Source organism: Bacteroidota bacterium (assembly GCA_020402865.1).
GTDB lineage: Bacteria > Bacteroidota > Bacteroidia > Palsa-965 > Palsa-965.
In genome coordinates, this window is sequence record JADBYT010000024.1 from 91,271 (window position 1) to 115,552 (window position 24,282).

The following is a 24,282-nucleotide window of genomic DNA, read 5'->3' on the forward strand; positions in this document are numbered from 1 at the left end:
ACAATACACCTTGCAGAAAACTCATTTTCAGCAACTATGTTTATCTCCACTCCTGTGGTAATGGTCTTAAAGTGCTGAAAATGAGTTTTTTGTTTTGTTCTGAAATACAATGTCCAACACACTAACCGATCAGCTTTTTGCACTTATTCAGTCGATGACCAAGTCGGAGAAGCGGCATTTTAAGTTGTTTGTACAACGTTCGGGAAGCCGGACTGATCTGTTATTTGTGAAGGTGTTTGATGCACTTGAGCAACAAAAGACATACGATGAAGAACGCCTGCTCAAAAAGGTCAGAGGATTACGCAGGGCGCAACTATCCAACGTAAAAAAGCATCTGTATAACCAGCTTTTATCCAGTTTGCGCTTGCTAGCACAGGATGATGCGGAGATGAAAATACGTGCCCAGCTTGATTATGCGCGGATATTATACCACAAAGGCCTGTTTTTGCAAAGCCTTCGCATGCTTGAAAAAAGCCGCGAAGAAGCAGAGAAAATGAATCAGCCCATGCTGTTGGCGCAAATACTTGAAGCTGAAAAGAATATTGAGTTGCGGCATATTACACGAAGTCCTTCAGGCAGAGCCATGCAGCTTTCGCTGAAAGGGGCTGAACTCCGGCAGCATATTGCCCGCGCAGCAGCCCTCTCTGAGCTGGCGTTGAGCATTTATAATTTTTTCATCATTAACGGTCCGGCTAAAGATGCAGAGGATTACGAGGAGGTAACACGTTTGTTTCATACAGGAATGCCTTCGCTTCCTTTTGGCAGTCTCACCTTCAACGAACGTGTTTCATACTGTCAGGCCTGTGTGTGGTACAATCTGGTGATACAGAATTTTGTGCAGTGCTACCGTTATGCACATAGCTGGGTTATGTTGTTTGATGTGTATCCTGAACAACGACAGCTCGATGCAGCTCTTTACCTCAAAGGACTTCACAACGAACTCACGGCATTATTTTATTGTGGCGATGTGGTTCGGTTCTCGGCATCACTTTCGCTGCTTGAAAAATTTATTGAAACTGAATCATCACGTTTCAGTTTAAATACACAGTTAACGGCATTTGTGTATCACCATACCAATAAGCTCAACCTCTTTTTTATGGAAGGGCGTTTTACAGATGGTGTGGATTATGTGCCGCACTTACTTAAACAGATCAGACATTTCGGCGATCGGATTGATCAGCACCGGCTTATGATTTTCTGGTACAAGATTGCCTGTATCTATTTTGGTCATGGTGATCATCACTCCTGCATGCGTTATTTACAGAAAATTATCAATTATCCTACTCCTCAGTTGCGTGAAGATGTGCAGGTGTTTTCCCGTTTGCTTTATCTGGTAGCCTGTTTTGAATCGGGTGATGATGACTTGCTTGAATATCAGATTCGCTCCACTTATCGTTTCCTTTTGAAAATGCGCGATCTGGGTGAGTTACATAAAGAGGTGCTTCGCTTTCTCAGACAATCGGGTAATTTAAACCGCAGCGAAACACTACAGGCTTTCCGCGATTTGAAACAACGGCTTGAACACGCTGCTGAAGCACCTTTTCAACGACGCATGGCCATGTATCTCGATGTAATTTCGTGGCTGGAAAGTAAAATTGAACAGGTACCTGTTCAGGAAATTATTCGCAGAAAGGCATTGAAAAAGATCAGTTGAACCTTTTCGTAACTATTTTTTGAACTGAAGAAATACGTCCCAGTATTTCTCTTTATTCATTTCCGACCAGTGAATGATTTCGTAACGATACTGTAACGTTTGAAGCTGGCATAAAACAACAATGAGTATCGTAATTGCAGTAACTGTAATGCGCTGCAGTTTATTTTTGAGCGCATTGAAAAGGGTAAACAAAAGCAAGGCAAATACCGGAAGGTATTCAATCATTACACGCGGACCGAAACTGCCTCCGTAGTACCACATCCACCAGCTTGATAACAGATAGACTGTAAGCACCAGAAACAAAGCAGCAACTACTGCACGGATTTTATGCTGGCGGAATAATGGAATAAACCCGGTCAGCGCAAGCAGTGTAAGCGGGATATATACAAATAATCCTTTTCTGTAACTGAACAAAAAATCGAAAAAGTGAAACGTGTTAAACCGGAATTCTTCACCGCCATAGGCATCTATAAAAAAACGGCCTGTTTGTACTTTCCATATAGCCATTTGGATGAAAAGAATGCCTGCAAAAAGTATCGCGGAAATCACTGGAAAAACAGGTTTGCTGAACAGTTCACGAATGCGGTTGATTAATATTTTAATACTTCCTGCTTCAGCAAAAAGCCAGAGTACAATCAGGCCGTTAACCGGGCGGACGAGAATAATTAACCCAAGTAAACCGGCTAAATACACAAATTGAAGAGGTTTTCCTTCATTGATCCATTTATTACCCTGTAAGAGAAAACAGCTGATTAGTGCAAATGAATACACGTGAGACATTAACGGTTCAGCTACTGCATAATAAAATAAATTGGTGCCGAAGAGAATGATAAGACAAACTAATGTGGCCGTTAACGGAGCTGTATGATGTTTGAGCAAATAGTTTCGTAAACAAAATAGTCCGAATCCAAGCCAGCAAAGTGCGCCAATATGCATAAATAGCACATAGGTTTTCGAATAGCCGCTGAAATCGTTAGAAAACGAGCCATAAAGTTTTGCGGTCAGAAAAAAAGGCGTTTGCAGCAAAGCGGTGCCGCAGAAATACTTATTTACGATGCGTCCGTTTACGGTTACGCGGTAATCGGCGCGGTTGTTTGTATCGGTATATTCTTTATCAATCTTATCGTAAAAGCCAAAATTAAGATCGTGGTAAAGGAAAGTAGCCGGCAGGTAGGCGTAGTATCCGCGGCCATCGGATATGATACTGTATTTCCAGAAATGTTTGTTTAGGCGGATGTTTGAAACCACAGCGAGGCAAATCAACAGGCCAAGAAGAATGCCTGTGCGATTGAGTATTCTTGCCGGGAGATTAATTTTCATGATTAATGCGATTACTGTTTGCCCTTACAAACTGTTGACGTTGAAATACGAATGTATCTTCAAAAAACAAATAAAGGCAATTCCCGGCAAAACCAACAGCGGGTTTTTCTCATCTTTACTACCGTTATGAAAAACCGTTTTTTGCTTATACTGATACTTTGGGCAAGTGCTGCCGGAATGGCGCAAAACAGCAGTCGCAGGGTTTATTCGCAAACGCCGCCTTATGCCGAAGTAATCCGCCAGTTTCAGCGCCTCGACAGTGCTTCGGCACATGGTTCGCTTTTTGAAATTGGTAAAGCCGATGGCGGTGAGCCGCTGTATTTGTATGTGCTGGTGAAAAACGGTTGCAGCAGTTTGTTTACTGCACAGCAGCAGGCCCGGAAAATGCCTGTAATGTTAATTATCAATGCCATTCATCCCGGTGAACCTGATGGCGTAGATGCTTCACTCGAACTGCTTGCTAACCTGCAACAGCCGGGCGCGCTGCCTGATAATCTGCTTATTGCCATTGTGCCTGTATTTAATGTGGATGGAGCACTGAACCGCAGCAGTACGAGCCGCGCCAACCAGAACGGCCCCGAAGAATACGGCTTCCGTGGCAACTCGCTCAACCTCGATCTCAACCGCGATTTTATTAAAACCGATGCGCAGGTTACGCAACACCTTCAGCGTGTATTTCAGCTCCTGCAGCCCGATGTGTTTATTGATACACATGTTTCAAACGGGGCCGATTACCAGCATACCATGACACTAATTGCCACGCAGAAAGACAAGTTGCATCCGCTGCCAGCTGCGCTTATGACTGAAACCTTGCTGCCCGGTCTTTACGCCGGCATGAAAAGCAAAGGCTGGCCCATGTGCCCCTATGTGGATACACGCGGCGAAACACCTGAAAGCGGCATTATCGGTTTTCTCGAAACTCCGCGCTACTCAACAGGCTATGCGGCTTTGTTCAACTGCATCGGGTTTGTAACCGAAACACACATGTGGAAACCTTACAACGACCGCGTGTGGGCTACTTACGATTTGCTTATCTGTTTCACCGAAATGATGAAGCAGCACGGCTCCACAATTAAAGCCACACACGCCAAGGCAAACGAACAGGTGGCCGCACAAACCAGTTTTGCACTGGGCTGGGAATTAGATACCACTGCCTTCACGGCAATCCCGTTTCTCGGTTATGAAGCCCGCTACAAAACGAGCACCATAACCGGCCAGCAGCGTTTGTATTACGACCGCTCCGCACCTTACACGCGCGAAATTCCCTACTACAATTCCTATCGTCCCAAAATGCTTGTGCAAAAACCGTATGCCTATGTGGTGCCGCAGCAATATGCCGCGGTGGTGATGCGCCTGCAGCTCAATGGTGTGGTTATGAAGCCTCTGCTTCGCGATACGGTGATTACGGCTGAGTCTTATTACATCAGTACATATCAGACCGTAAAAGCGCCTTACGAATCGCATTACATGCACTTTGGCACGCAGGTGCGGCGCGTTACACAAAGCATAGCCGTGCACGCCGGCGACTGGCTGGTGGTGTGCAACCAGGCCTGTAACCGCTACATTGTGGAAACACTTGAACCTGAAGGCGGCGACAGCTTTTTTGCGTGGAATTTTTTCGATGGTATTTTGCAGCAGAAAGAATGGTTCAGCGATTACATTTTCGAAGAAAAAGCAGTTGAGCTTCTCGCTGCCGATCCCCAACTGAAAGCCGAGTTTGAAGCCGAACGCGCCAGAGATCCGAAATTTGCTGCCGATCATTGGGCACAACTGAACTTTATCTACCAGCGGTCTGTTTATAAAGAGAAAACTCACAATCGCTACCCGGTGTTACGCCTCCTGCAACCAGCGCCGATGCCCGTGAAAAACTGATCGCATTTGTATGAAACGAATCAACCTTCGCGCTTACGCCATTATTGAATACAACGGAAATGTGCTGGTAACCGACGAGCTGCGAATGAACAAGTACATGACTAAATTCCCGGGCGGCGGGCACGAGTGGGGGGAAGGGCTGGAAGAAACCGTGCGCCGCGAATGCCGCGAGGAATTGAATCAGGAGCCGCTTAGTGTGACACATTTTTACACCACCGATTTCTTCATGGCCTCCGCTTTTCGTCCCGATGATCAGCTTATTTCTGTGTATTACTTAGTAACGCTCCCCAACCCCGAAAACATTGTGGTGGCTGATACACAGTTTGCATTCACCACACACACCGATGGTGCACAAACATTTCGCTGGATAAAACGCAGTGCACTCACGCCCGACGTATTTACTTATCCGATAGATCAGAAAGTAGCCGTTTTGCTTAGCCGGTAAACATTATCCTAAACAACAAGGCCGCATACTTTGACAGATGCGGCCTTGATGTGTTTTAACCAGAACAATTACCAGGTTGATCCGCCATGTCCGCGCTGACCAGTAGCAAATACACGCGAAATATTGAAACCAAAACGAATACCGCCATCAAACGGATTGGCGCGGGTGTAGGGTACAAACTGGGCTTCATTTACACCATATGCATTTGTGAAGTGAAGCTGAAACACGTGGCCGCCTGTTTCAAGATCAATGCCAATGCCCATCGGATCGTAGAAGCTGTCGAAATTGTCGGTGTATTTGTTGAGGCGGCGGGCATACTCAAACGTAAGTGCCAGACGCTTGGTGAGTTTGTAACGACCCGAAATACCTGCAGCAAACATGTCGTTTTTGTCGGATGCCCGTTCTACCAGATTGTAGTGCACATGAAATGCATTGATCTGGATGGAAAAATTTTCGCTGAACTTGCGTGAAATGGTAAGCGAATTGGAATACGACATGCGTGAAGTCGCATACTGGTATTTATTAACACCTGTGGCAATTCGGTTCGGATCCTCCTGAACTGTGTAATTCATTGTGCCCTGATACGTCAGCGATATGGGCATTTTGCCATCCACAGTCTGACGGAGCACACGCACTTTCACAGCCCCGTCAATCAGCTTCTCAAACGAACTGCGGCCAATGCCTACGGTCATCCAGTCGGTTACACCGTAGTCAAGTCCAAGACGAATACCGGCCGGGCCGTCGAGCCCGAATGCATTTTTCACGCCGGTGTTGAGTTCGCCGAAGCGGTGATTAATGCGAAAGTCGAGCATTTTTTTGCCGATGGTTTCGCAGGAAGGGAAGTTGATTACACGTGTGGTTTTGAAAGTAGCGCGCACATAGTCTGGTTCAGCGGCTTTGGCTTCTTCAGCAGCCATCTGGTCCATCATGAGCTGCATTGAATCAACCTGTGCCATTGCGGCAAGGGAAAACAGTAAAGCGAGTGTGGTAGATAAAAATCGTTTCATCAGGATACTATCAGTGGTATATAATTACTGGGGACAACCGGCCTGCACCCATTTACGGATGAGTGTTTTCTGACATTCGTCGAGCGGCGGTCCGGAGGGAGGCATAGCCTGAAAGCCCGCTTGCTGATACACGGCGCCTACAAGTTGCCCCGATAACCCGACAGTCCGTACGCCCTGATAATTATCAAGTACATACGGATTTCCGGAACCCGGATTATGACAGGAGATACAACTGTTCGTCATAATCTCACTTATTTTACCACTGTAAGTAGGTGCAATTGTGGTATCACAATTGTTATTGAGAATAAGCGCCGGATACATTTCCTCCATGTTGTCATAATAGCAACCTGAAAAGGTGGCTGTAATGGCAAAGGCTGCAATCAGAATTTTTTTCATAGCAGTTTAGTTATTTTTTGCACCCTGCTCAATCCAGACAAGAAGCAGTGTGGTTTGACGTTTAGAGAGAGCCGGGTAGGGGGGGAGCGGCATAAACTCATTATCCCGGCCGGTAACTACTTTGTAAATGTCACTGTCTGCGGCATTGCCCGGTTTTACGTCGCCGTTCTCAATTACATCATTGTAATCAAGAAGAGTGAACTCAGACGTGTTGGTGGTGCCGTGACAGCCATTATGCTGACAAGAAGCTTGAATGATGGGAAGAATTTCGTTGGCGAAACTTACTTCCCTGTCTGGTAATACAGGCTCGTGTTTGCAGCCTGTTGCCAGTGCAATTCCTGACAAGATAATTACGGCGAGAATTGTTTTCATGTTGCTACGGTTATTTACAAATATAAGTTTTTTGGCACAGGATGCCTGAAGTTTGATGCCGGTTTTCTTGTGTTTTCCCGGGAAAGGGGAAGTGCTGCCGGAGTTTCGCTCCAACAGCACTTCCAAAAACATGCAGAGGCTGTGTAAAATTTATCTTTTGATATTTCCTAACCATTCCTAAAACAGCCTCTAAACGTCTGCTTACCGCCCGTGTGAATTATTTTTTCGTTTTTTCGAGTCTGTAAAGCTCGGGTAAATTAATACGAATGGTGAATGAGCTTGTCCAAAGCCACATGTTTAAATATTCGTTTTTTATTACCGGTTGCTGGTCGATATGTGCCGAAAATTCAAAATCAGCCACATTATTTATTGAGATACCCGCACACGCCACAAACTTTGCGGTAAACGGGTTGTAGCCTTCGGCCGGAATAATTGTTTGCACCGGGAGGTAAATGGGATCTTCTACCTGGATATTATTTCCCACACCGTTTTTTCTTTTCAGCACATAGTTGAAACCGCCGCCCACGCCTGCAAAAGGATTAATGCGAGGCCGGTTCATTTTTACCCGAAGCTGTATATCGCCATCGAGGCATTGAAAGCGTTCATCAATATCGATCAGTACGAGCTGATTGTTTGGAACAGGAACATATATTATACTCCCGCTTCCGCGTTTACGATAACCTGCATTGGCTATAAACTCTATCCATTGCCCCGAATAGGGTTTGATGAATAAACCAAATCCCGGCGAAAGAAACGACGAAGTCTGAAACCTCGGATCGCGCCGGTCGGCTGACTGGGTAAATACGGTTGAATTGGCATTTACCTGAAAATTAAGCCCCCAGTTGTGCAGCGGCGAGTTTTCAGATTGCGCATGAAGAAAATTTGCAAGGAACAGTCCGGCAACAAGAAAACGATTCATAGCGTTTGTGATAGATGAAGGGTAAAAAAATCCGGGCCGCACTTACGCAGCAGGAAGATGAATTAATCAGAAGCAGAGTAAATACTGCTGTTCAAAAGAAGCAGCCGGGAGAATAAAAGCTAGATGAAAACGGCGGGTGAAAGCGTATTATTGTTCAGGAACTTCAATTTTACGCATGCGCGTAAACAGTATGGCAAGTGTTACTTTCCACATATAATACAACGCGCGCACACTGTCTATGGATGAAGTTCCCCCCTGCCGCTCGCGCATCTGCACGGGTATCTCTCTGATGTGTAATTCGGCCCGCGCAAACTGAACCAGAATCTCGGGTTCGGGATATTCATCGGGATACCAGTGGCTCACCATTTGAAGCGCCCGGCGGCTAAACAGGCGGAGCCCGGATGTTGTGTCTGCCACACGCAGTCCGGTGAGCATTTTATTGAGCAGGCTGAACCATTTAATCCCCAGTCTGCGCAGAAACGACGATTGAAAGCCCTGTCCGGTAATAAAGCGGGAACCAATCACCACATCGGCCTTGCTGCGTTGCATTTCCATGAGCAGCATCGGCACCGCATCGGCCGGATGTTGCCCGTCGCCGTCAACCTGCACAGCTGCATCATAACCATTTTCGAACGCATAGCGGAAGCCTGTTTGCACTGCGCCACCAATGCCCAGATTAACCGGTAAATGCAGCGCCACACAATCGAGCCTGTCAATCTGCGCGCCGGTATCATCCTTCGAGCAATCGTTCACTACAATTACCGTAAGTGCAATGCCCGCCTGCTTTGCCGCTTCATTCAATTCATTTACAACAGCCGCAATACTTTGCGATTCGTTGTAGGCAGGAACAATGGCGGCGGTTTTCATTTTGCTACAGGTTCAGTTCAAATTTATAGGTTTTGTGCATTTATCAGTTAAGTTTGTGCATGATGCACCGACTCCCGCGCTTATTTCGCTTTCATACACTGAGTATCATCAGGCTCAACAGGCTGCTGACCCGTTTTTTGCTCATTCAGGCTGGCCTGGGGCTGCTCTCCTTTCTTGCAGTTTCGGTCATTTTCTTCGACGAAGTCAAATTCCTGTTTTCCGAGCCCTTTTATTACGTTTTTCTTATCATCCTTCTGTATATGTTCGTGCGCATCTACTGGTTCAGCCGCAGGCATTGGTGGTCGTGGTGTGTGCTTACCTTTTTGTCTGTGATTGAGTTACTGGTTGTGCTGGATCAGTTGATTTACTGGTTTATACCGTATAATTTTTCTGTAGTTGCAGAGGAAACAGGTTATCTGCTGCCCGCCATTTTCATCGTAATGAATTTAGCCATGCTGGTGTTTTATCTGGCTACGGTGGCCGGTTTAACCAGTTATCGCATTGCCGGCTATCACGGAATCGGTCGCATTGCATACCGGTTTTCTATTGGTGCCGGTTTGCTCGCAGTGGTTTTTCTATTGGCCTAGTCCACACTTTCGTGCAGTAAATTGTTAGCTGTCAGCCCGACACCGGTTGCCGGTATTACCCGTTTAGCAGTATTATTTTAGCCATTGTTTTGCAAATATTAATCCGGTATAATCGGTTTGAGTATGCTTTACTGGCCTTGCTGGCCTTTAATAGTGGTCATTTACTGCTTATCTGGCAATTCAGACCGTTCGTAGATTTATTGAAAAAATCACCCGAAATGCTGGCGGGGCAACAAAAAATTCATTATATCTTTACGTAGCAAAAACATTAAGAACTGTCTTTCTCTCAGCCATAAGCGCCCATATTCATCCGAAATATGATCGAAACAGCCACACCCGCCCTGTCCGAATGCTTGCAAAAGTTTTTCGGCTTCACAAAATTCAAGGGGCAGCAGGAAGCTATCATCAACAGCATTCTCGACGGTCACGATACATTTGTAATCATGCCCACCGGTGGTGGCAAATCGCTTTGTTATCAGCTGCCGGCATTAATGAGTGAAGGCACCGCCATTGTGGTTTCGCCGCTCATTGCCCTGATGAAGAATCAGGTGGATGCAATCCGCAATTTCGGTTCGGAAGAAGGTATTGCGCATTTCCTCAATTCATCGCTCACCAAAGCCGAAATTGCTCAGGTACGCAAAGACATCACTTCGGGTATAACCAAGTTGCTTTATGTGGCTCCCGAATCACTTACCAAAGAAGAAAACATCAGTTTCCTGCGCGATATCCGCATTTCCTTCTTCGCTATTGACGAGGCGCATTGTATTTCTGAATGGGGCCACGATTTCCGCCCCGAATACCGCCGCCTGCGCCCGATGATTGAGGAAATAGGACAGGTGCCCATTATTGCCCTCACCGCCACGGCTACGCCTAAAGTACAGCAGGACATTCTCAAAACGCTGGGCATGACCGGCGCCAATACCTTCAAATCGTCGTTCAACCGCCACAACCTCTATTACGAAGTACGTCCCAAGAAAGACGTAGTAAAGGAAGTAATCCGCTACGTAAAAAAACAACCCGGCAAATCAGGCATTATCTACTGCCTGAGCCGCAAAAAAGTAGAAGAACTTGCCGAAACCCTCAAAGTAAACGGCATTAAGGCGCTTCCCTATCACGCCGGTCTTGATGCTTCAACCCGTGCAGCCACACAGGATAAATTCCTTATGGAAGATATCGACGTAATTGTGGCTACCATTGCTTTTGGTATGGGTATCGACAAGCCGGATGTACGTTTTGTCATTCACCACGACATTCCCAAGAGTCTCGAAGGATATTACCAGGAAACCGGTCGCGCCGGCCGCGACGGCGGCGAAGGAAATTGCCTGGTGTTTTACAGCTACGACGATATCCAGAAACTGGAGAAGTTTATGAAAGGCAAGCCCGTGGCCGAACAGGAAATTGGTAAACAACTCCTGCTCGAAACCGTGGCTTACGCTGAAACGTCGATGTGCCGCCGCAAAGTACTGCTGCATTATTTCGGTGAAGACTACAAGGAAGAAAACTGCAACGGCATGTGTGATAACTGCCGTCATCCCAAAACCAAAGTAAATGCCACCGAAGACGTGGCGCTGGTACTGGAAACGGTAAAAGCAGTGAAGGAAAAATTCAAAGCCAAACACATTGAGCAGATGCTGCTGGGCGTGGTTACGGCCACGGTAAAATCATACAAGCACAATGAACTCGAAGAGTTTGGCAAAGGGGTGGAAGAAGGCAAGGATGAAACTTGGTGGAATGCGGTTATCCGCACTGCCGTTGTAGAAAACCTGCTCAGCAAAGACATCGAAAACTACGGCCTGCTCAAACTTACCAAAGCCGGTAAAGCATTTATTGAGAAGCCTTACGAGATCATGGTTTCACGTGATCACTCTTACGAAGATACCGAAACTGATGATGAAGATATCGTAACTGCGGGTGGTAAACAAAGTGGCGGCGGAGCCGATACACAGCTTTACACGATGCTTAAAGATCTGTGCCGCACCATTGCCCGTCAGAAAAATCTGCCCCCTTACGTGGTGTTTCAGGAAACCTCGCTTGAGGAAATGGCTATACAGTATCCCACCTGTATGGATGAACTTATGCGCATTACAGGCGTAGGATCAGGAAAGGCCGCCAAATTTGGCAAACCGTTTATCGACCTTATTGCCAAGTATGTGGAGGAAAATGAAATTGAGCGTCCGCAGGATCTGGTGGTAAAGTCAATCGTAAACAAATCAGGCCTCAAGGTGCATATTATTCAAAGCATCGACCGTAAGCTTGATCTGGTGGACGTGGCCGAGGCCAAAGGGTTGAAAATTGAAGATGTAATTTCAGAAATCGAAAGCATTGTTCATTCCGGTACGCGGGTAAACATCAACTATTACATCGATCAGACCATTGACAGCGAGAAACAGGAAGAAATTGTAGATTACTTCCGTGAATCGGATTCCGATTCCATCGCCGAAGCCTTGAAAGAACTTGGAGAAGGAGATTTTTCGGAAGAAGAAATCCGGCTTGTGCGTATCAAGTTTCTTTCTGAATTCGGAAACTAAACAGTATTATTTTCAATGAAGAGAGGCTGCCCGTAACAGGCAGCCTCTCTTTATTACAAGGCGATTACTCCGGTTTTCAGGCAGAAAGCAGATCAGTTTGATGTAAAACGGGTTTATTGATGCGTGAGTTATGCCGCATCGGCACCCAACTCACGAAAACGTTTCCATTCGTAATAATGAAGCAGTGAGGCTTTGTGTGCAAACTCGCTGCGGAGTTTTTCATTGAGTTCGGGATGGGCTGTTTGTTGTGCGCAAAAAAGTGCGAGGAGGCGTTCGGTAGTTTCCAGTTGTAAAAGAGTAATACTTGAACGGATACTTTTACTGATACGCTCCGCAATAACGGGAATTTGTGACGTGTCCATGCCAGAAGGGTTTAATATTATGCATACGAATAATGAACTACTTGCAGAATATGTGCCAATATTTAATACAGAATATACAACAAACGCCGCCCGATGTCAAGTTATTGTTTGTATGTGGCGGAATGTCAGATTGATACGCATGCCCTGGGCTGTGCTGCTTTTGGGCAAACAATGTTGCCAGTGCGCCTGTGTGGGGCCGTGCATGAGCAGTAAACTGCCGTGTTGGAGGTGAATGGTGTGTTTGATTTGCAGGTTTTGTTTGTGGCGGAGCAGAAAACGCCGTGTTTGGCCCAGGCTGAGTGAGGCAATAACCGGGTCAGGACCGAGTTCGGCTTCATTGTCGCTGTGCCAGCCCATGCTGTCGTTGCCGTTGCGGTAGAGGTTGCAGAGCACACTGTTGAAGGTGTGTCCGGTTTCTGTTTGCAGGCGTGCGCGGAGTTGTTCGAGGGCGGGTGTAAACGGCAGCGGATCGTGGCGCAGGCCGCTGTAGGTGTATGCCGCGCCTTTGTCGCCGTACCATGCGGTGAGGCGGGGTTGCATCACCATTTTGCCAAACATGCGTATGGGCTGTTGCTGCCAGTGCAGCGATTGGTGCAGAAGTTGCAGCAGCGCATCGGCTTCGGGCGGCGACAGCCAGCCGGGTGTGTAGCTCAGCGCGGCATCGTGAAGGTGAAGGGTTGAATGTTCGTGAAACATTTTATTACCTTCATAACGTCTGATATGAAAAAAAGTTTGCTTCTTCTTTTTTGCATCACCTGCACGGCTCATTTTCTTGAGGCGCAACCTGTGCGGAGTTTTGGCGGGGCATCGGGGCCCGAATTGCGCTGGGCAATGTTTCACCCTCAGGCATCACGCCATGCCTATGAAAGCGCACAGCGCGCACGCGCCGCTACCGATTCTTTACAGAAAGCCGGTGTGCTTACTGATGGAAACGGCGGACAGCTTGATGCGTTCAGACATGCTTACTGGATGGCCTTGTGTGTGCAGGAAATTACACCGCAAAAAGCGGAGGCGCTGGGCAAGGCACACGAAAAATCAAACTACCGCCAGTTCAAACGCGGTCGCTTCGAAGACGGTGTTCAACCCGATTCTATGGCCTGCGAAATGGACTTGTTCAACAACAGTACCGGTATTGCCATTGGCCTGGCTTATAAGTTTGATCAGCAAAAAAATAAATCTCCGCTTATTAACCGTGTTATTGCAGCCATAAAATCCGGACAGTTGCGCATACTCCGTAAAGATGCAGCCGGGAATTATTTAACCTGCAGCGGCGTAGTAATTGATATGGTCAGCCATAAAGGGAAATGGAATATCCCCAAATGTCTGGTAAAGTCGGATAACACTCCCTGAATCAATTTGAAATAGATATTCCTATTAAAGAAGTAGGTAAATATAAATTATTAAACACCGTAGAATAGTCTGATTGAATTTTTCATTTTACCAATGATTACAAGTGGCTCAGCGAATAATAACATAAATACTTCAATTTGCTCACCGAAGAATAATCTTATCCTGTATTGATTCAATGATTATTTTGGGAATACATTTACGTATGTACCCCTTTAAACATCAGTCCTCAAAATTTATTGCCGCATTGCTTGGTAGCTTGTGCTGTCTTGCTTTGCAGGCGCAGGTAAGCTTGTATTCGTTTTCCGAAACAGCCGCCACTTATACTGCTGTTTCGGGAACAGTAATACACGCTGCCGGGTGGAATGATCCTGCGCCGGTGAGTGTGCCTATACCATTTACATTTACGTTTAACAGTGTGGGTTATACTTCGTGCAGTGTAAACGGAAACGGGTATATCACTTTTGGAGCTACTGTTTCTGCGGCAGCGGGAACAACGCCTGTTTCTGTCGCAACGGGATACAATGGTGCCGTTTCTGCGATGGGGATTGATCTCATCAGCAACAGTTCTGTTATCGAATATGCCACCACCGGCATTGCTCCCAACCGTGTTTTTGTGGTTCAGTGGAGTAATTGCAGGAGGGTGGCCGATAACAATGCCGGTGCCGACTGGAATTTTCAGATCCGGCTGCTGGAAACCAGCAATGTAATTCAGGTGCGCTATGGCACATGCGGGGCAACCAATGCCACCAATACCATTGTTTCCCAAATTGGTTTGCGCGGTGCCACAAATGCCGACTTCAACAACCGCCGCAAAACCACAGCTTCCTCCTGGGCACTCACCACCACTGCCGGCACACTGAATACACATACCGTACTAAGTCGCAGCACGGCTCTGCCGCCTTCGGGGCGTACTTTCATCTGGACACCCTCGTTAATTACCAATTCCTGCGACCCGAACGGGAATGTGATTATTTATTCAAACTACGATGGCGGCATACTCAACATCAATGTCGATCAGAATATTCCCAATCTGAAAATAGGCGTGTGTACGTATGAAGGTGTAACGATAAACATTTCCGGCACATTTGCAGCAAATGTAACCGAGGTGCGCTACGTGGGCTTCAACGGCGCCAATGCACATTGCAGCGGTGTAATCAATACCAGTATAAATGGGGCACCGGCAGCTGTTACTTCTGTAAGTTTTTATCCTTCAGCCACCATGACCGATCCAAATGGCAGCAGTAATATGGTTTGTGGTTACAGCTGCAGCACCGGCAATCAGGGCGGATGTAATACCGCCGGGCAAATTGCACACTATTTCCTTACGCAGTTTGGCGGTACATTGCGTTATCATTTTACCCAATACGGTTGCTGGGCCAGTTCCTATCTGGTAAGCAGTGGCGGCAATTGTTGCTTTGTCAATCAGGTATTGCCCGTTGAACTTAACTATTTCACTGCTGTATGCGATGTAAACGGCAATGCACAACTCGTATGGGAAACCGCTACCGAAACCAACAATCATTATTTTACCCTTGAACGTTCCGACGATGGCAGCCGGTTTTATACGCTTGCCACATTAAACGGAGCCGGCAACAGTTCGTCGCCCAGCCACTATTCATTTACTGATCAAAGCGAACATCCGGCAGTGGTTTACTATCGCTTACGCCAGACCGATTATAACGGAGCTTCAGCACTTTTTCCGGTGCGTGTATTTAATCGTGAATCGTGTATGGATCAGGCCAATGAAGTGAGTGTATTTCCGAATCCGGCTTTACACAGGCTGGTACTTCAATGGAACAATGAAGAAGAATCACCATACACAATTGAAGTGCGTGATCTTCTGGGAAGGGTAATGCTTACTCAGTATTTCACTCCTCAAACGGTATCGGCTTTAGTTGTGCTGCAAATTGATGATCTTCCGCAGGGCACATACATTGTTTCTCTTTACGATGAGGAATTCGGAAAGCACCGGCATGTGCATTTCGTGAAGCAGTAGGGAAGAGGATTTGCATAAAATCAGGGCATTTCTAACTTTGCCTTCATCATGGCATAATCGTTGCCCTGAAACGTGCCGATGAAAACACTTTTCTGCTTCATTCTCTTCACTTTTTGCTCAACCGTGCTGCCTGCACAGTTTGGTTTACCGCCCGGTTTTGATATTAAAGCCTTCCAGCAAACCGAGCGTGATGTGATCTGGATGCTTGAATGCGATACCGCGCAGCAACTGGTAGAACAGGCCGACGCATCAGTGGCCGGACAAACACTTATTTGCATTCAAAATACAAAAAACACCGGCTGGCAGGTATTTGCCGGAAAACTCGATTCAAACGGACTGTTCAAACAGGTACGCTATACTGTTTCCGAAAAAGGAAAAGTAGAAAAGCAAACCCGCACCGGCGATACCACACAGTGTGATGCCATGGCCCGCGCACTCTGGCATGCAAAACAACTTAGCCAGAAGTATCACCGGCCCGAAGCCAAACGTTTTTACGTGCGCGCTAATACAGATCTTTCTATTCAGGTTAATGCATTTACCGAAATGCAATCACCCGCACGTATTGAATACGACGACGAATGTAACTGGTGGTTTTCGGCCGACGGCACAAAACTGGTTACATCAAAAATTATCCGCCATGGCATTGTTGCTGACGATATTCAGAACGGGTTACCTCGTTTTCAAACAAAAGAAAAAATGCCCACTGCGGGAATAATGTATAATATTTACAAATTCCGTTTCCCGATTGCTGAGGTGGAATATCGGAATGGTATCAGCACCTGTCATTACAAAGCCAGTGAATTACTGCGCACATGGGAACATGTGGCAAAAGAGAAAAAGAAGTAAGCCGGGATAATTATTTCCTGAACGGGAATAATTACGTTCTTAATCCCAAAGCCTTGAGCACGTTTCGGCCTTCATCGTGTATTTCCCATGCCAGTATGGCGCGATCGTCGCCTGTGGAAATGAGCAGATCGTGATAGTTGCTCCACAACAGGCGGTTTACCGAATTGTGGTGGCCGTTAAAACGTTCGCGGTTAAGACGTACAATAATATTACGCGTAGCGGGATCCCAGATTTTAACTGTTTTATCGCGGCTGCCGGTGGCAAAGTAATTTCCCTCGGGCGACCATACAATGCTGTAAATGGCGTAGTTGTGGGCCGGAATGGATTCGATGCGGTTGTAATTTTCATCCCACACATTCAGGTGTGCATCTTTTCCGCCCGAAAGCAGGAAACTTCCGTCGGGCGACCAGCTCACACAATTTGCCGACTGGGCATGCGCTTCGAAGCAGGCAATTTCGGTTACTGCAGGCAGCTCGAAAATGCGCACGTTACCATCGCCCGAAGCCACCGCCAGCAAATTGCCGTTTGGATGCAGCGCAAGGCCGCGTACTTTGCCGGTGCAGAGTTTGCGGATTTTCAGCAACTCAAGTGTATCAGTATCGCCCACGGCCAGCTGCCCGTCGGCACCGGCCGAAAAAAACAGGCCATGAGCAGGCGCCACCAGCAGGTCGAACACGGCGGCCGCATGCAGTTGCAAAATTTTAATCTCGCTTCGCTTTATCGTATCAATAAAATGTATGCTGCCTGCACCTGTTCCGGCCAGCAGCACGTTTTGCGGCTGAAGATGCAGCAAACTGTACACCGGCGCAGGCAGCTGGGCCGTAAATCCGCCCTGGTGCCCGGTTTCAAGATCCCAGGAAGCGATAAATCTGTCGCTGCTTCCGCTAAGGATCTGATTGTGTGTAAACCCTTGAGCCAGTGCATATACTGCGCCACTATGGCCGGTAAGGGCATGCCGTTTGCGAATCACCGGTTCACTCATACTGCAAAGATGGAGGGTTTTGCGTAAATTCGCGGAAGAGATTTTCATTCATTCACATTAAACTGCGCATTAGTATGAGCAACGCAGCCGTCAGCCCGGCAGTATCGGTTTCTGCCGCCGAAAAAAATTTCAGAGACATTGTGCTTAATGATTACCGCATTGCCTTTGAAAGCCGCGAAACCAGCCTTACCGGCCGTAAAGAAGTACTTACCGGTAAAGCCAAATTCGGAATTTTTGGCGACGGGAAAGAACTTGCTCAGATTGCCATGGCCAAAGTTTTCCGCAACGGCGATTTCCGTTCGGGCTACTACCGCGACCAGACCTTTATGCTGGCCACCGGCAATCTTACCGTGCAGCAGTGGTTTGCACAACTCTACGCGCATACCGATGTGGAAGCCGAACCTTCTTCGGCAGGCCGACAAATGAACGGACACTACGCCACCCGTAGCATCAATGCCGACGGGTCGTGGAAGAATCTCATGCAGATCAAGAATTCATCGTCCGATATTTCACCCACTGCAGGGCAAATGCTCCGTCTGGTGGGGCTGGCGCTGGCATCAAAACATTACCGTCACAACGAATTGCTGCACGCTTCGCAATACAGCATTTTCTCTGATAAAGGAAACGAAATAGCATTCGGTACTATTGGTGATGCTTCTACATCAGAAGGGCATTTCTGGGAAGCCATGAATGCGGCCGGTGTGCAACAGATTCCGATGCTCGTTTCGGTGTGGGATGATGGTTACGGAATTTCGGTTTCCAAAAAATACCAAACCACCAAAGAAAGTATTTCCGAAGCACTTGCCGGTTTTCAGCGAACAGCCGATACACCCGGTTTTGAAATTTTCAAAACACGTGGCTGGGATTATCCGCACCTTGTGGAAACCTACGAGAAAGCTGCCAAAGTTTGCCGCGAAGAGCACGTACCCGTTCTTATTCACGTGGAGCAGGTGTGCCAGCCGCAAGGGCACTCTACTTCAGGCTCGCACGAGCGTTACAAAACGCCGGAGCGTTTGCAGTGGGAGAAAGATTTCGATTGCATTTTGCGGTTCCGCAACTGGATTATCAGCAACAGTGTAGCTACTGCCGAGGAGCTTGATAATATTGAAAAGTCGGCCAAAGAAGCCGTGCGTAATGCGCGACGCGCAGCCTGGGAAGCGTTTACCACACCCATATCGGCCGAAGTAAAAGAAGTGCTCAGCCTGCTTGATGCACTTGCTGCTGAAAGCGCAAACGGCGTATTCATCACCAAACTGCGCAACACGCTTGCCGAAACAACCGACCCTATTCGCCGCGATATTTTTGTAACTGCACGCGGTGCGCTGCGCTATGTGCGCAACGAAAACATCCCTTCCCGCACACGCCTTGCCGGATGGGTAAAACAGCAAACGGCTGTCAACTTTACACGTTACAGCTCCACACTTACCAGCGAAACCGCCGGCGCGGCCGCACAGCTTACACCTGTGCCTGTACACTACGGCAGTGAGGAAAAGCAGCTTAACGGCTACGAAATTCTCCGCGATAACTTCGACGCTATTCTGAAGAAATATCCCGAAGTGTGCATCTTCGGCGAAGATGCCGGTGGAATTGGCGGTGTAAACCAGAGTCTCGAAGGCCTGCAGAAAAAATACGGCACCATTCGCGTGTTCGATACAGGTATCCGCGAAGCCACCATCCTCGGTCAGGCTATCGGTATGGCCATGCGCGGTCTTCGGCCGATTGCCGAAATTCAGTACCTCGATTATCTGCTCTATGCACTGCAGGCCATCAGCGATGATCTTGCAACTGTGCAGTGGCGCACGATGGGCGGACAAAAAGCGCCCGTAATTATCAGCACGCGCGGGCATCGCCTCGAAGGTGTGTGGCACTCCGGCTCGCCCATGGGTATGATTATTCATGCCGTGCGTGGTGTGCATGTGTGTGTGCCGCGCAACATGACGCAGGCCGCAGGTTTCTACAACACACTGCTGCGCGGCGACGATCCGGGCCTTGTGGTGGAGCCGCTCAACTCGTACCGCCTCAAGGAACGCATGCCCGAAAACATGGGTGAGTTCTGTGTACCGCTCGGCCAGCCCGAAACGCTGCGCGAAGGAACTGATGTGACGCTGGTAAGCTACGGCCCCACGCTGCGTCTGGCCATGGAAGCTGCCAGCCAGCTCCAGCAGGCTGATATTAGTGTGGAAGTAATTGACGTGCAAACACTGCTGCCTTTTGATGCCAACCACCGCATCGCCGAATCATTGAAAAAGACAAACCGCCTGCTGGTGGTTGACGAAGATGTACCCGGCGGCGCAAGCGCATTCATCCTGCAACAGATTATGGAAGTACAGGGCGGTTTCCGCTGGCTCGACAGTAATCCGCGCACACTGGCTGCTAAGGAGCATCGTCCGGCATACGGCTCAGACGGCGATTATTTCAGCAAGCCTTCTGCCGAAGATATTTACGAAACTGTATATGAAATGATGCACGAAGCAAATCCTGCCAAGTGGCCTTCGTTGTATTAAACAATACAAATAATTAAAAAAGAGTCGCCGGATGAACGGCGACTCTTTTTGTAAAATCAACTTTCAAATTCAACGCATTGAAACGTATCACAGAATCCGAGTCGAATTACCACAACCTTGAGCAGCAAAGTCTGCACGAACTTCTTCACCACATCAACCACGAAGATCAAACCGTGCCGCATGCTGTGGCGGCAGCAATACCGCAAATTGAAGCATTAACGGCTCAGGTGGTGGCAAAACTGAAAGCCGGCGGACGTTTGTTTTACATGGGAGCAGGTACCAGCGGACGATTGGGTATTGTGGATGCATCGGAATGCCCGCCTACGTTTGGTGTGGAGCATGGGCTTGTAATCGGCCTTATTGCAGGCGGTGATAAAGCCATACGCAAAGCCGTGGAGTTTGCCGAAGACGACCGCAACCAGGGCTGGCTTGATTTGAAGGAATATATAATTAGCAATAAGGATGTGGTGATTGGCATTGCTGCATCGGGTACTACACCGTATGTAATTGGTGCGCTCGAAAAATGCAATGCCGAAGGAATTACCACCGGCTGCATTACCTGCAATCCCGATAGCCCGCTTGCTGCGGTGGCGCAGTTTCCGGTGGTGGCTGTAGTGGGGCCTGAGTTTGTGACCGGCAGCACCCGCATGAAATCCGGTACAGCACAAAAGCTGATACTGAATATGATTTCTACTGCCACTATGATTCAGCTTGGCCGCGTAAAAGGCAACCGTATGGTGGATATGCAGCTGAGTAATAACAAACTCATCGACCGTGGTGTACGCATGGTTATTGAGGCTACAGGGCTTGAGTATGAAGCCGCTGCAAAGCTGTTGCAGGATGAAGGCAGTGTGCGCAAGGCGGTGGAGCGGTTTGCGCGTGAAACCGGGAAGTAGAAGCTTTCACTACGTATAAAGAAAAACTCCGGCACAGAATTTCTGTGCCGGAGTTTTTTGTGGTGAAGCAAAATTAAACCACCGCAGGTTTTCTGAACTTGTTGCGGTTTCTGTTTCGGCTGCGTTTTTTGCCCGGATTACTTTCGCCGTGTTGTTGGGGCTTTTGTGCGCGGGGCTGCTGCTGCGATTGCGGTGAAGAAGCATCGTTGCGTGAGATGCGATTGCGGTTTCCGCCGTTGCTTTGTCCGTTGCCCGAATTGCTGCCCGGCTTTTTGCCAAAGCGCGGTGCTTTGCGGTCGCGGCCTTGTGCCCAGGCGTGTTTGGCTGCGGGTTTGGCCGAAGGAACATCCACTCCGCCCACTTCGGGTGTGGGGCGCAGGGCAATTTTTTCTTTGCCCACCAGTTTGCGGATGTCGGTGAGGTAATCCTTCTCTTCGTCGGAGCAGAACGAAATGGCTTTGCCGTTTGTGCCTGCGCGGCCGGTGCGGCCAATGCGGTGTACGTAGGTTTCGGCTACTTCGGGAAGATCGTAATTGATTACCCAGGTAAGCTCGTCAATGTCGATGCCGCGTGCGGCAATGTCGGTGGCCACAAGCACACGCACGGTGCTTTTCTTGAAGCCGTCGAGTGCGCGTTCGCGTGCGCCCTGCGATTTATCGCCGTGTATGGCGGCTGCCGTAATGCCTGCGCGGGTAAGTACGCGTGCAATACGATCGGAGCCGTGCTTGGTGCGCGAGAAAACGAGCACACGTTCATGCACTTCGGTGCTGAGCAGGTGCAGCAGCAGTTTGGGCTTATCGGCTTTCGGAATGTAGAAGAATGATTGCTGCACGGTTTCGGCCGGAGCGGAAACTGCGGCCACGCGCACGTGAACCGGATTGCGAAGCAGCGCAGAGGAGAGCTTGATGATTTCGTCGGGCGCAGTGGCCGAGAAGAAAAGTGTTTGCCGTTGTGCGGGCAGCTTGGGCAGAATGCGGCGAATATCATGAATAAAGCCCATGTCGAGCATACGATCCACTTCGTCGAGCACGAGATAGCGGATGGTATCCAGCTTGAGCAGGCCCTGATTCATAAGGTCGAGTAAACGACCGGGAGTAGCTACAAGCACATCCACGCCGCGTCGCAGTGCTTCTTCCTGGGGCTTTTGCGAAACACCGCCAAAAATTACGGCAGTGCGCAGGCCTACACCTTTGCCATACACGATAAAACTTTCGTTTATCTGCGAAGCAAGTTCGCGTGTGGGGGCAAGCACCAGAATAACCGGCTTGCGGTGCGATGGATGTTGCGGTGATTCGCCGCTTACAAGCTGAATGAGCGGCAAAGCGAATGCAGCCGTTTTACCGGTACCGGTTTGCGCCATGCCAAAAACATCGCTGCGCTTTAATACGTGAGGAATTGCCTGTTGCTGAATAGGCGTAGGTTGTACATAACCTTCATTAAGAAGATTCTGCACGAGCTGTTCGTTCAGCCCGAGATCCTGAAATTGCATTTTCAATAAAATTTTGGTTGCCCCGTGCGTCGTTTCGTTTGGCAGTGTATAACTAGAAATGATTTCGTGGACGCGAGGCTGTTGATTTACCGTGAGGCAGAGATAAACAGAAACGATAATGATGAAATCAGATGCAAAGATATGAATTAGCGGCTGATATTAGTATTGAATTGCCGGAAATTATGCAAAATTGGTTTGCAAGGTTTTTCATTACTTCTATGAAATGGGTTTTCTTTTACTAACTTGAATTCACTAAACTCCTTAATCCATGAAATGTTTATCCCTTTTTTTTATTCTGTTGATTGTTTCATTTTCAGCCTTTTCACAAAACTGGGCCCCCTTAACAATTAATGATACATTTCATTATCGACTAGACGGGGAGCAGGTAATTTCTGTTACTTTTTTTGTTCAGAATTATTCTACTAATAATGGCGATACCACATTTACATTTAATCAGATCGGGCAGGATAGCGGTATTTATCGCCCTGTTGGGCCGATTAACTGTCAAACCTGTTACGGGCTGCTCAATCAGCCGCAGGCAATTTGTGGTTACAGTATGCTCAAATCAACAGCCGGAATCTGTCAAATAAATACAGGCACCAGCGTAAATGAAATTCATACACTTGGCAGTACTGGAAACTCATGGATGTTTAATGCCAGTTCAAATACTGCCGCACAAATTATTGCCGAATATACCGGAACGGTGCTCGGTCAGCCTGATTCACTTAAATTTGCGCTGTTGAGTACAGGCGATTCGCTGATCTGGTCCAAGCACCACGGTATTGTACAATGGCCCACCGGCAACGGAATTTATTACCGAATAGCCGGTATTCAAAACCGGAATACCGGTGATAAACCACCGGGTGTAAAAGATTTTTTTGATTTTCAGCCCGGTGATATGTTTGAGTATGTTTCCGAGCATCACGAAACGTTTCAGAAGTACGACTATCACCGCACTAAAATTACAATCAATTCGAGAACAGATAGTGGAAGCAGCATTACTTATACTTATTCAGGTGCACACACGGCCATGAATTATGATTATCTGAATAATCCTCCCGGAAATGCTACAAGTTATTTATTCACTCCTGTTAGCGGGTCATTCACGATTACCGATTCAGCAAATCATGCAGCCAATGGTTATCATCATCAAATGGTGAGTTTAAATGCCGCATTTATGAACACTGTTCACATGCTCGATGGCAATTCAGTTTTATTTACAAATGAAGTCTGGTATGAAACCCGCCACTTTATTGATTCGTTGGGGAACTATGGTGTCGTAATTGGCGGGAATGATCCGGTTGACAGCTCCACATATACATTTTGGGGAACAATGGGGGCAAAAAATCTCTCCAGTGGATCGGATACCACATATATGGTTTATGACGGAATTAATATGTACCCTTCGTTCACGCATACAGGAAGTGCCTATGTAGCAGGTTTAGGTATGGTACGTGCTTCATTCCGCACAGTGGGCTATCCTGACGGGTTTATATATAGCGAAAAACTAGTGGCTTACCGTAAGGGAAATGATACGGTAGGCGTATTTACGCCCGATGCAATACTGTTAGGGCTTTCAACAGATGAAGTTTTACCCGGGCTTGTGATTTATCCGAATCCGGCTTCTGATTATCTTCATATCGAAACTAAAGGAGCTTTTGTAAATTTGGTTTGTGTTTATGATGCAACAGGCCGGCTAGTTCTTCGTCATGCAAATGATGGTTTACAATGCGTGGTAAATGCACAGACGCTTAATGAAGGGATTTATTATGTGGAAGTATTTACTGAAAAAGGAAAGATTCGGGAAAAGCTGTTCGTTCACAGATAATAGTGAAACAAGTTGTTATGTCAGGTTATTAGTCTGTTCAAAAAAAGCTGGGTTTGCGAACT

At 47.6% G+C, this 24,282-nt stretch carries 21 protein-coding genes; 11 read left to right on the forward strand and 10 right to left on the reverse strand.

Annotated elements, in window-relative coordinates:
- The first annotated feature begins 109 nt into the window (after window positions 1-109).
- Window positions 110-1,654: a hypothetical protein gene (locus tag IM638_15565; GenBank protein MCA6364455.1), complete on the forward strand. Its 1,545-nt coding sequence runs from the start codon at window positions 110-112 to the stop codon at window positions 1,652-1,654.
- A 12-nt stretch (window positions 1,655-1,666) separates the two neighbouring features.
- On the opposite strand, the gene IM638_15570 is transcribed toward IM638_15565, so the two are convergent.
- Complete coding sequence (locus IM638_15570) at window positions 1,667-2,974, reverse strand: hypothetical protein (GenBank protein ID MCA6364456.1); 1,308 nt, start codon at window positions 2,972-2,974, stop codon at window positions 1,667-1,669.
- Between the two features lie 51 nt (window positions 2,975-3,025).
- Between IM638_15570 and IM638_15575 the strand changes: the two genes are divergently transcribed.
- Together IM638_15575 and IM638_15580 are read left to right on the forward strand one after the other, a co-directional pair.
- Window positions 3,026-4,846 (forward strand): hypothetical protein, encoded by a 1,821-nt coding sequence (locus tag IM638_15575; GenBank protein MCA6364457.1) that lies wholly within the window; start codon window positions 3,026-3,028, stop codon window positions 4,844-4,846.
- A 10-nt stretch (window positions 4,847-4,856) separates the two neighbouring features.
- Window positions 4,857-5,291, forward strand: a complete 435-nt coding sequence (locus tag IM638_15580; protein ID MCA6364458.1) for an NUDIX hydrolase — start codon at window positions 4,857-4,859, stop codon at window positions 5,289-5,291.
- 68 nt (window positions 5,292-5,359) lie between these two features.
- Here the strand turns inward: IM638_15580 and IM638_15585 are convergent, their stop codons facing one another.
- From IM638_15585 to IM638_15605, 5 genes are all read right to left on the reverse strand, one after another.
- A complete protein-coding gene (locus IM638_15585; GenBank protein ID MCA6364459.1) occupies window positions 5,360-6,298 on the reverse strand; it encodes a hypothetical protein in 939 nt (312 codons plus the stop codon).
- Window positions 6,299-6,322: 24 nt separating this feature from the next.
- A complete protein-coding gene (locus tag IM638_15590) occupies window positions 6,323-6,694 on the reverse strand; it encodes a hypothetical protein (GenBank protein ID MCA6364460.1) in 372 nt (123 codons plus the stop codon).
- A 6-nt stretch (window positions 6,695-6,700) separates the two neighbouring features.
- Window positions 6,701-7,066 (reverse strand): hypothetical protein, encoded by a 366-nt coding sequence (locus IM638_15595; protein ID MCA6364461.1) that lies wholly within the window; start codon window positions 7,064-7,066, stop codon window positions 6,701-6,703.
- 217 nt (window positions 7,067-7,283) lie between these two features.
- Window positions 7,284-7,985 (reverse strand): hypothetical protein, encoded by a 702-nt coding sequence (locus tag IM638_15600; GenBank protein ID MCA6364462.1) that lies wholly within the window; start codon window positions 7,983-7,985, stop codon window positions 7,284-7,286.
- Between the two features lie 147 nt (window positions 7,986-8,132).
- Complete coding sequence (locus IM638_15605; GenBank protein MCA6364463.1) at window positions 8,133-8,852, reverse strand: glycosyltransferase family 2 protein; 720 nt, start codon at window positions 8,850-8,852, stop codon at window positions 8,133-8,135.
- A 59-nt stretch (window positions 8,853-8,911) separates the two neighbouring features.
- Here IM638_15605 and IM638_15610 point away from each other — a divergent pair, with 59 nt between their 5' ends.
- Both IM638_15610 and recQ read left to right on the forward strand, forming a co-directional pair.
- Window positions 8,912-9,439, forward strand: a complete 528-nt coding sequence (locus IM638_15610) for a hypothetical protein (GenBank protein MCA6364464.1) — start codon at window positions 8,912-8,914, stop codon at window positions 9,437-9,439.
- A gap of 317 nt (window positions 9,440-9,756) precedes the next feature.
- Window positions 9,757-11,967, forward strand: coding sequence for a DNA helicase RecQ (recQ, locus tag IM638_15615; protein MCA6364465.1), 2,211 nt, complete (start codon window positions 9,757-9,759; stop codon window positions 11,965-11,967).
- Window positions 11,968-12,095: 128 nt separating this feature from the next.
- Here recQ and IM638_15620 read toward each other — a convergent pair whose 3' ends face one another.
- Window positions 12,096-12,329: a hypothetical protein gene (locus IM638_15620; GenBank protein ID MCA6364466.1), complete on the reverse strand. Its 234-nt coding sequence runs from the start codon at window positions 12,327-12,329 to the stop codon at window positions 12,096-12,098.
- Between the two features lie 96 nt (window positions 12,330-12,425).
- A complete protein-coding gene (locus IM638_15625; GenBank protein ID MCA6364467.1) occupies window positions 12,426-13,025 on the reverse strand; it encodes an alpha-ketoglutarate-dependent dioxygenase AlkB in 600 nt (199 codons plus the stop codon).
- Window positions 13,026-13,049: 24 nt separating this feature from the next.
- Here IM638_15625 and IM638_15630 point away from each other — a divergent pair, with 24 nt between their 5' ends.
- From IM638_15630 to IM638_15640, 3 genes are all read left to right on the forward strand, one after another.
- Window positions 13,050-13,679 (forward strand): hypothetical protein, encoded by a 630-nt coding sequence (locus tag IM638_15630; protein ID MCA6364468.1) that lies wholly within the window; start codon window positions 13,050-13,052, stop codon window positions 13,677-13,679.
- 202 nt (window positions 13,680-13,881) lie between these two features.
- On the forward strand, window positions 13,882-15,675 hold the full coding sequence (locus IM638_15635; GenBank protein ID MCA6364469.1) for a T9SS type A sorting domain-containing protein: 1,794 nt from the start codon (window positions 13,882-13,884) through the stop codon (window positions 15,673-15,675).
- A 78-nt stretch (window positions 15,676-15,753) separates the two neighbouring features.
- Complete coding sequence (locus IM638_15640) at window positions 15,754-16,521, forward strand: hypothetical protein (protein ID MCA6364470.1); 768 nt, start codon at window positions 15,754-15,756, stop codon at window positions 16,519-16,521.
- A 31-nt stretch (window positions 16,522-16,552) separates the two neighbouring features.
- Here the strand turns inward: IM638_15640 and IM638_15645 are convergent, their stop codons facing one another.
- The gene (locus IM638_15645) at window positions 16,553-17,503 is read right to left on the reverse strand and encodes a WD40 repeat domain-containing protein (GenBank protein MCA6364471.1); all 951 of its coding nucleotides are present in this window, start codon (window positions 17,501-17,503) and stop codon (window positions 16,553-16,555) included.
- A gap of 74 nt (window positions 17,504-17,577) precedes the next feature.
- Between IM638_15645 and IM638_15650 the strand changes: the two genes are divergently transcribed.
- Together IM638_15650 and murQ are read left to right on the forward strand one after the other, a co-directional pair.
- Window positions 17,578-20,007 (forward strand): transketolase, encoded by a 2,430-nt coding sequence (locus IM638_15650; GenBank protein ID MCA6364472.1) that lies wholly within the window; start codon window positions 17,578-17,580, stop codon window positions 20,005-20,007.
- Window positions 20,008-20,084: 77 nt separating this feature from the next.
- Window positions 20,085-20,903, forward strand: coding sequence for an N-acetylmuramic acid 6-phosphate etherase (gene murQ / locus IM638_15655; protein MCA6364473.1), 819 nt, complete (start codon window positions 20,085-20,087; stop codon window positions 20,901-20,903).
- A gap of 73 nt (window positions 20,904-20,976) precedes the next feature.
- Here murQ and IM638_15660 read toward each other — a convergent pair whose 3' ends face one another.
- Window positions 20,977-22,392, reverse strand: coding sequence for a DEAD/DEAH box helicase (locus IM638_15660; protein ID MCA6364474.1), 1,416 nt, complete (start codon window positions 22,390-22,392; stop codon window positions 20,977-20,979).
- A gap of 739 nt (window positions 22,393-23,131) precedes the next feature.
- Here IM638_15660 and IM638_15665 point away from each other — a divergent pair.
- Window positions 23,132-24,220, forward strand: a complete 1,089-nt coding sequence (locus IM638_15665) for a T9SS type A sorting domain-containing protein (GenBank protein ID MCA6364475.1) — start codon at window positions 23,132-23,134, stop codon at window positions 24,218-24,220.
- The last annotated feature ends 62 nt before the right edge of the window (window positions 24,221-24,282 follow it).

Excerpts from the sequence above, each read along its gene's own strand:
- IM638_15565 (MCA6364455.1), top strand. The coding sequence starts at position 110 with ATGTCCAACACACTAACCGATCAGCTTTTTGCACTTATTCAGTCGATG.
- IM638_15570 (MCA6364456.1), bottom strand. The coding sequence starts at position 2,974 with ATGAAAATTAATCTCCCGGCAAGAATACTCAATCGCACAGGCATTCTT.
- IM638_15575 (MCA6364457.1), top strand. The coding sequence starts at position 3,026 with ATGTATCTTCAAAAAACAAATAAAGGCAATTCCCGGCAAAACCAACAG.
- IM638_15580 (MCA6364458.1), top strand. The coding sequence starts at position 4,857 with ATGAAACGAATCAACCTTCGCGCTTACGCCATTATTGAATACAACGGA.
- IM638_15585 (MCA6364459.1), bottom strand. The coding sequence starts at position 6,298 with ATGAAACGATTTTTATCTACCACACTCGCTTTACTGTTTTCCCTTGCC.
- IM638_15590 (MCA6364460.1), bottom strand. The coding sequence starts at position 6,694 with ATGAAAAAAATTCTGATTGCAGCCTTTGCCATTACAGCCACCTTTTCA.
- IM638_15595 (MCA6364461.1), bottom strand. The coding sequence starts at position 7,066 with ATGAAAACAATTCTCGCCGTAATTATCTTGTCAGGAATTGCACTGGCA.
- IM638_15600 (MCA6364462.1), bottom strand. The coding sequence starts at position 7,985 with ATGAATCGTTTTCTTGTTGCCGGACTGTTCCTTGCAAATTTTCTTCAT.
- IM638_15605 (MCA6364463.1), bottom strand. The coding sequence starts at position 8,852 with ATGAAAACCGCCGCCATTGTTCCTGCCTACAACGAATCGCAAAGTATT.
- IM638_15610 (MCA6364464.1), top strand. The coding sequence starts at position 8,912 with ATGATGCACCGACTCCCGCGCTTATTTCGCTTTCATACACTGAGTATC.
- recQ (MCA6364465.1), top strand. The coding sequence starts at position 9,757 with ATGATCGAAACAGCCACACCCGCCCTGTCCGAATGCTTGCAAAAGTTT.
- IM638_15620 (MCA6364466.1), bottom strand. The coding sequence starts at position 12,329 with ATGGACACGTCACAAATTCCCGTTATTGCGGAGCGTATCAGTAAAAGT.
- IM638_15625 (MCA6364467.1), bottom strand. The coding sequence starts at position 13,025 with ATGTTTCACGAACATTCAACCCTTCACCTTCACGATGCCGCGCTGAGC.
- IM638_15630 (MCA6364468.1), top strand. The coding sequence starts at position 13,050 with ATGAAAAAAAGTTTGCTTCTTCTTTTTTGCATCACCTGCACGGCTCAT.
- IM638_15635 (MCA6364469.1), top strand. The coding sequence starts at position 13,882 with ATGTACCCCTTTAAACATCAGTCCTCAAAATTTATTGCCGCATTGCTT.
- IM638_15640 (MCA6364470.1), top strand. The coding sequence starts at position 15,754 with ATGAAAACACTTTTCTGCTTCATTCTCTTCACTTTTTGCTCAACCGTG.
- IM638_15645 (MCA6364471.1), bottom strand. The coding sequence starts at position 17,503 with ATGAGTGAACCGGTGATTCGCAAACGGCATGCCCTTACCGGCCATAGT.
- IM638_15650 (MCA6364472.1), top strand. The coding sequence starts at position 17,578 with ATGAGCAACGCAGCCGTCAGCCCGGCAGTATCGGTTTCTGCCGCCGAA.
- IM638_15660 (MCA6364474.1), bottom strand. The coding sequence starts at position 22,392 with ATGCAATTTCAGGATCTCGGGCTGAACGAACAGCTCGTGCAGAATCTT.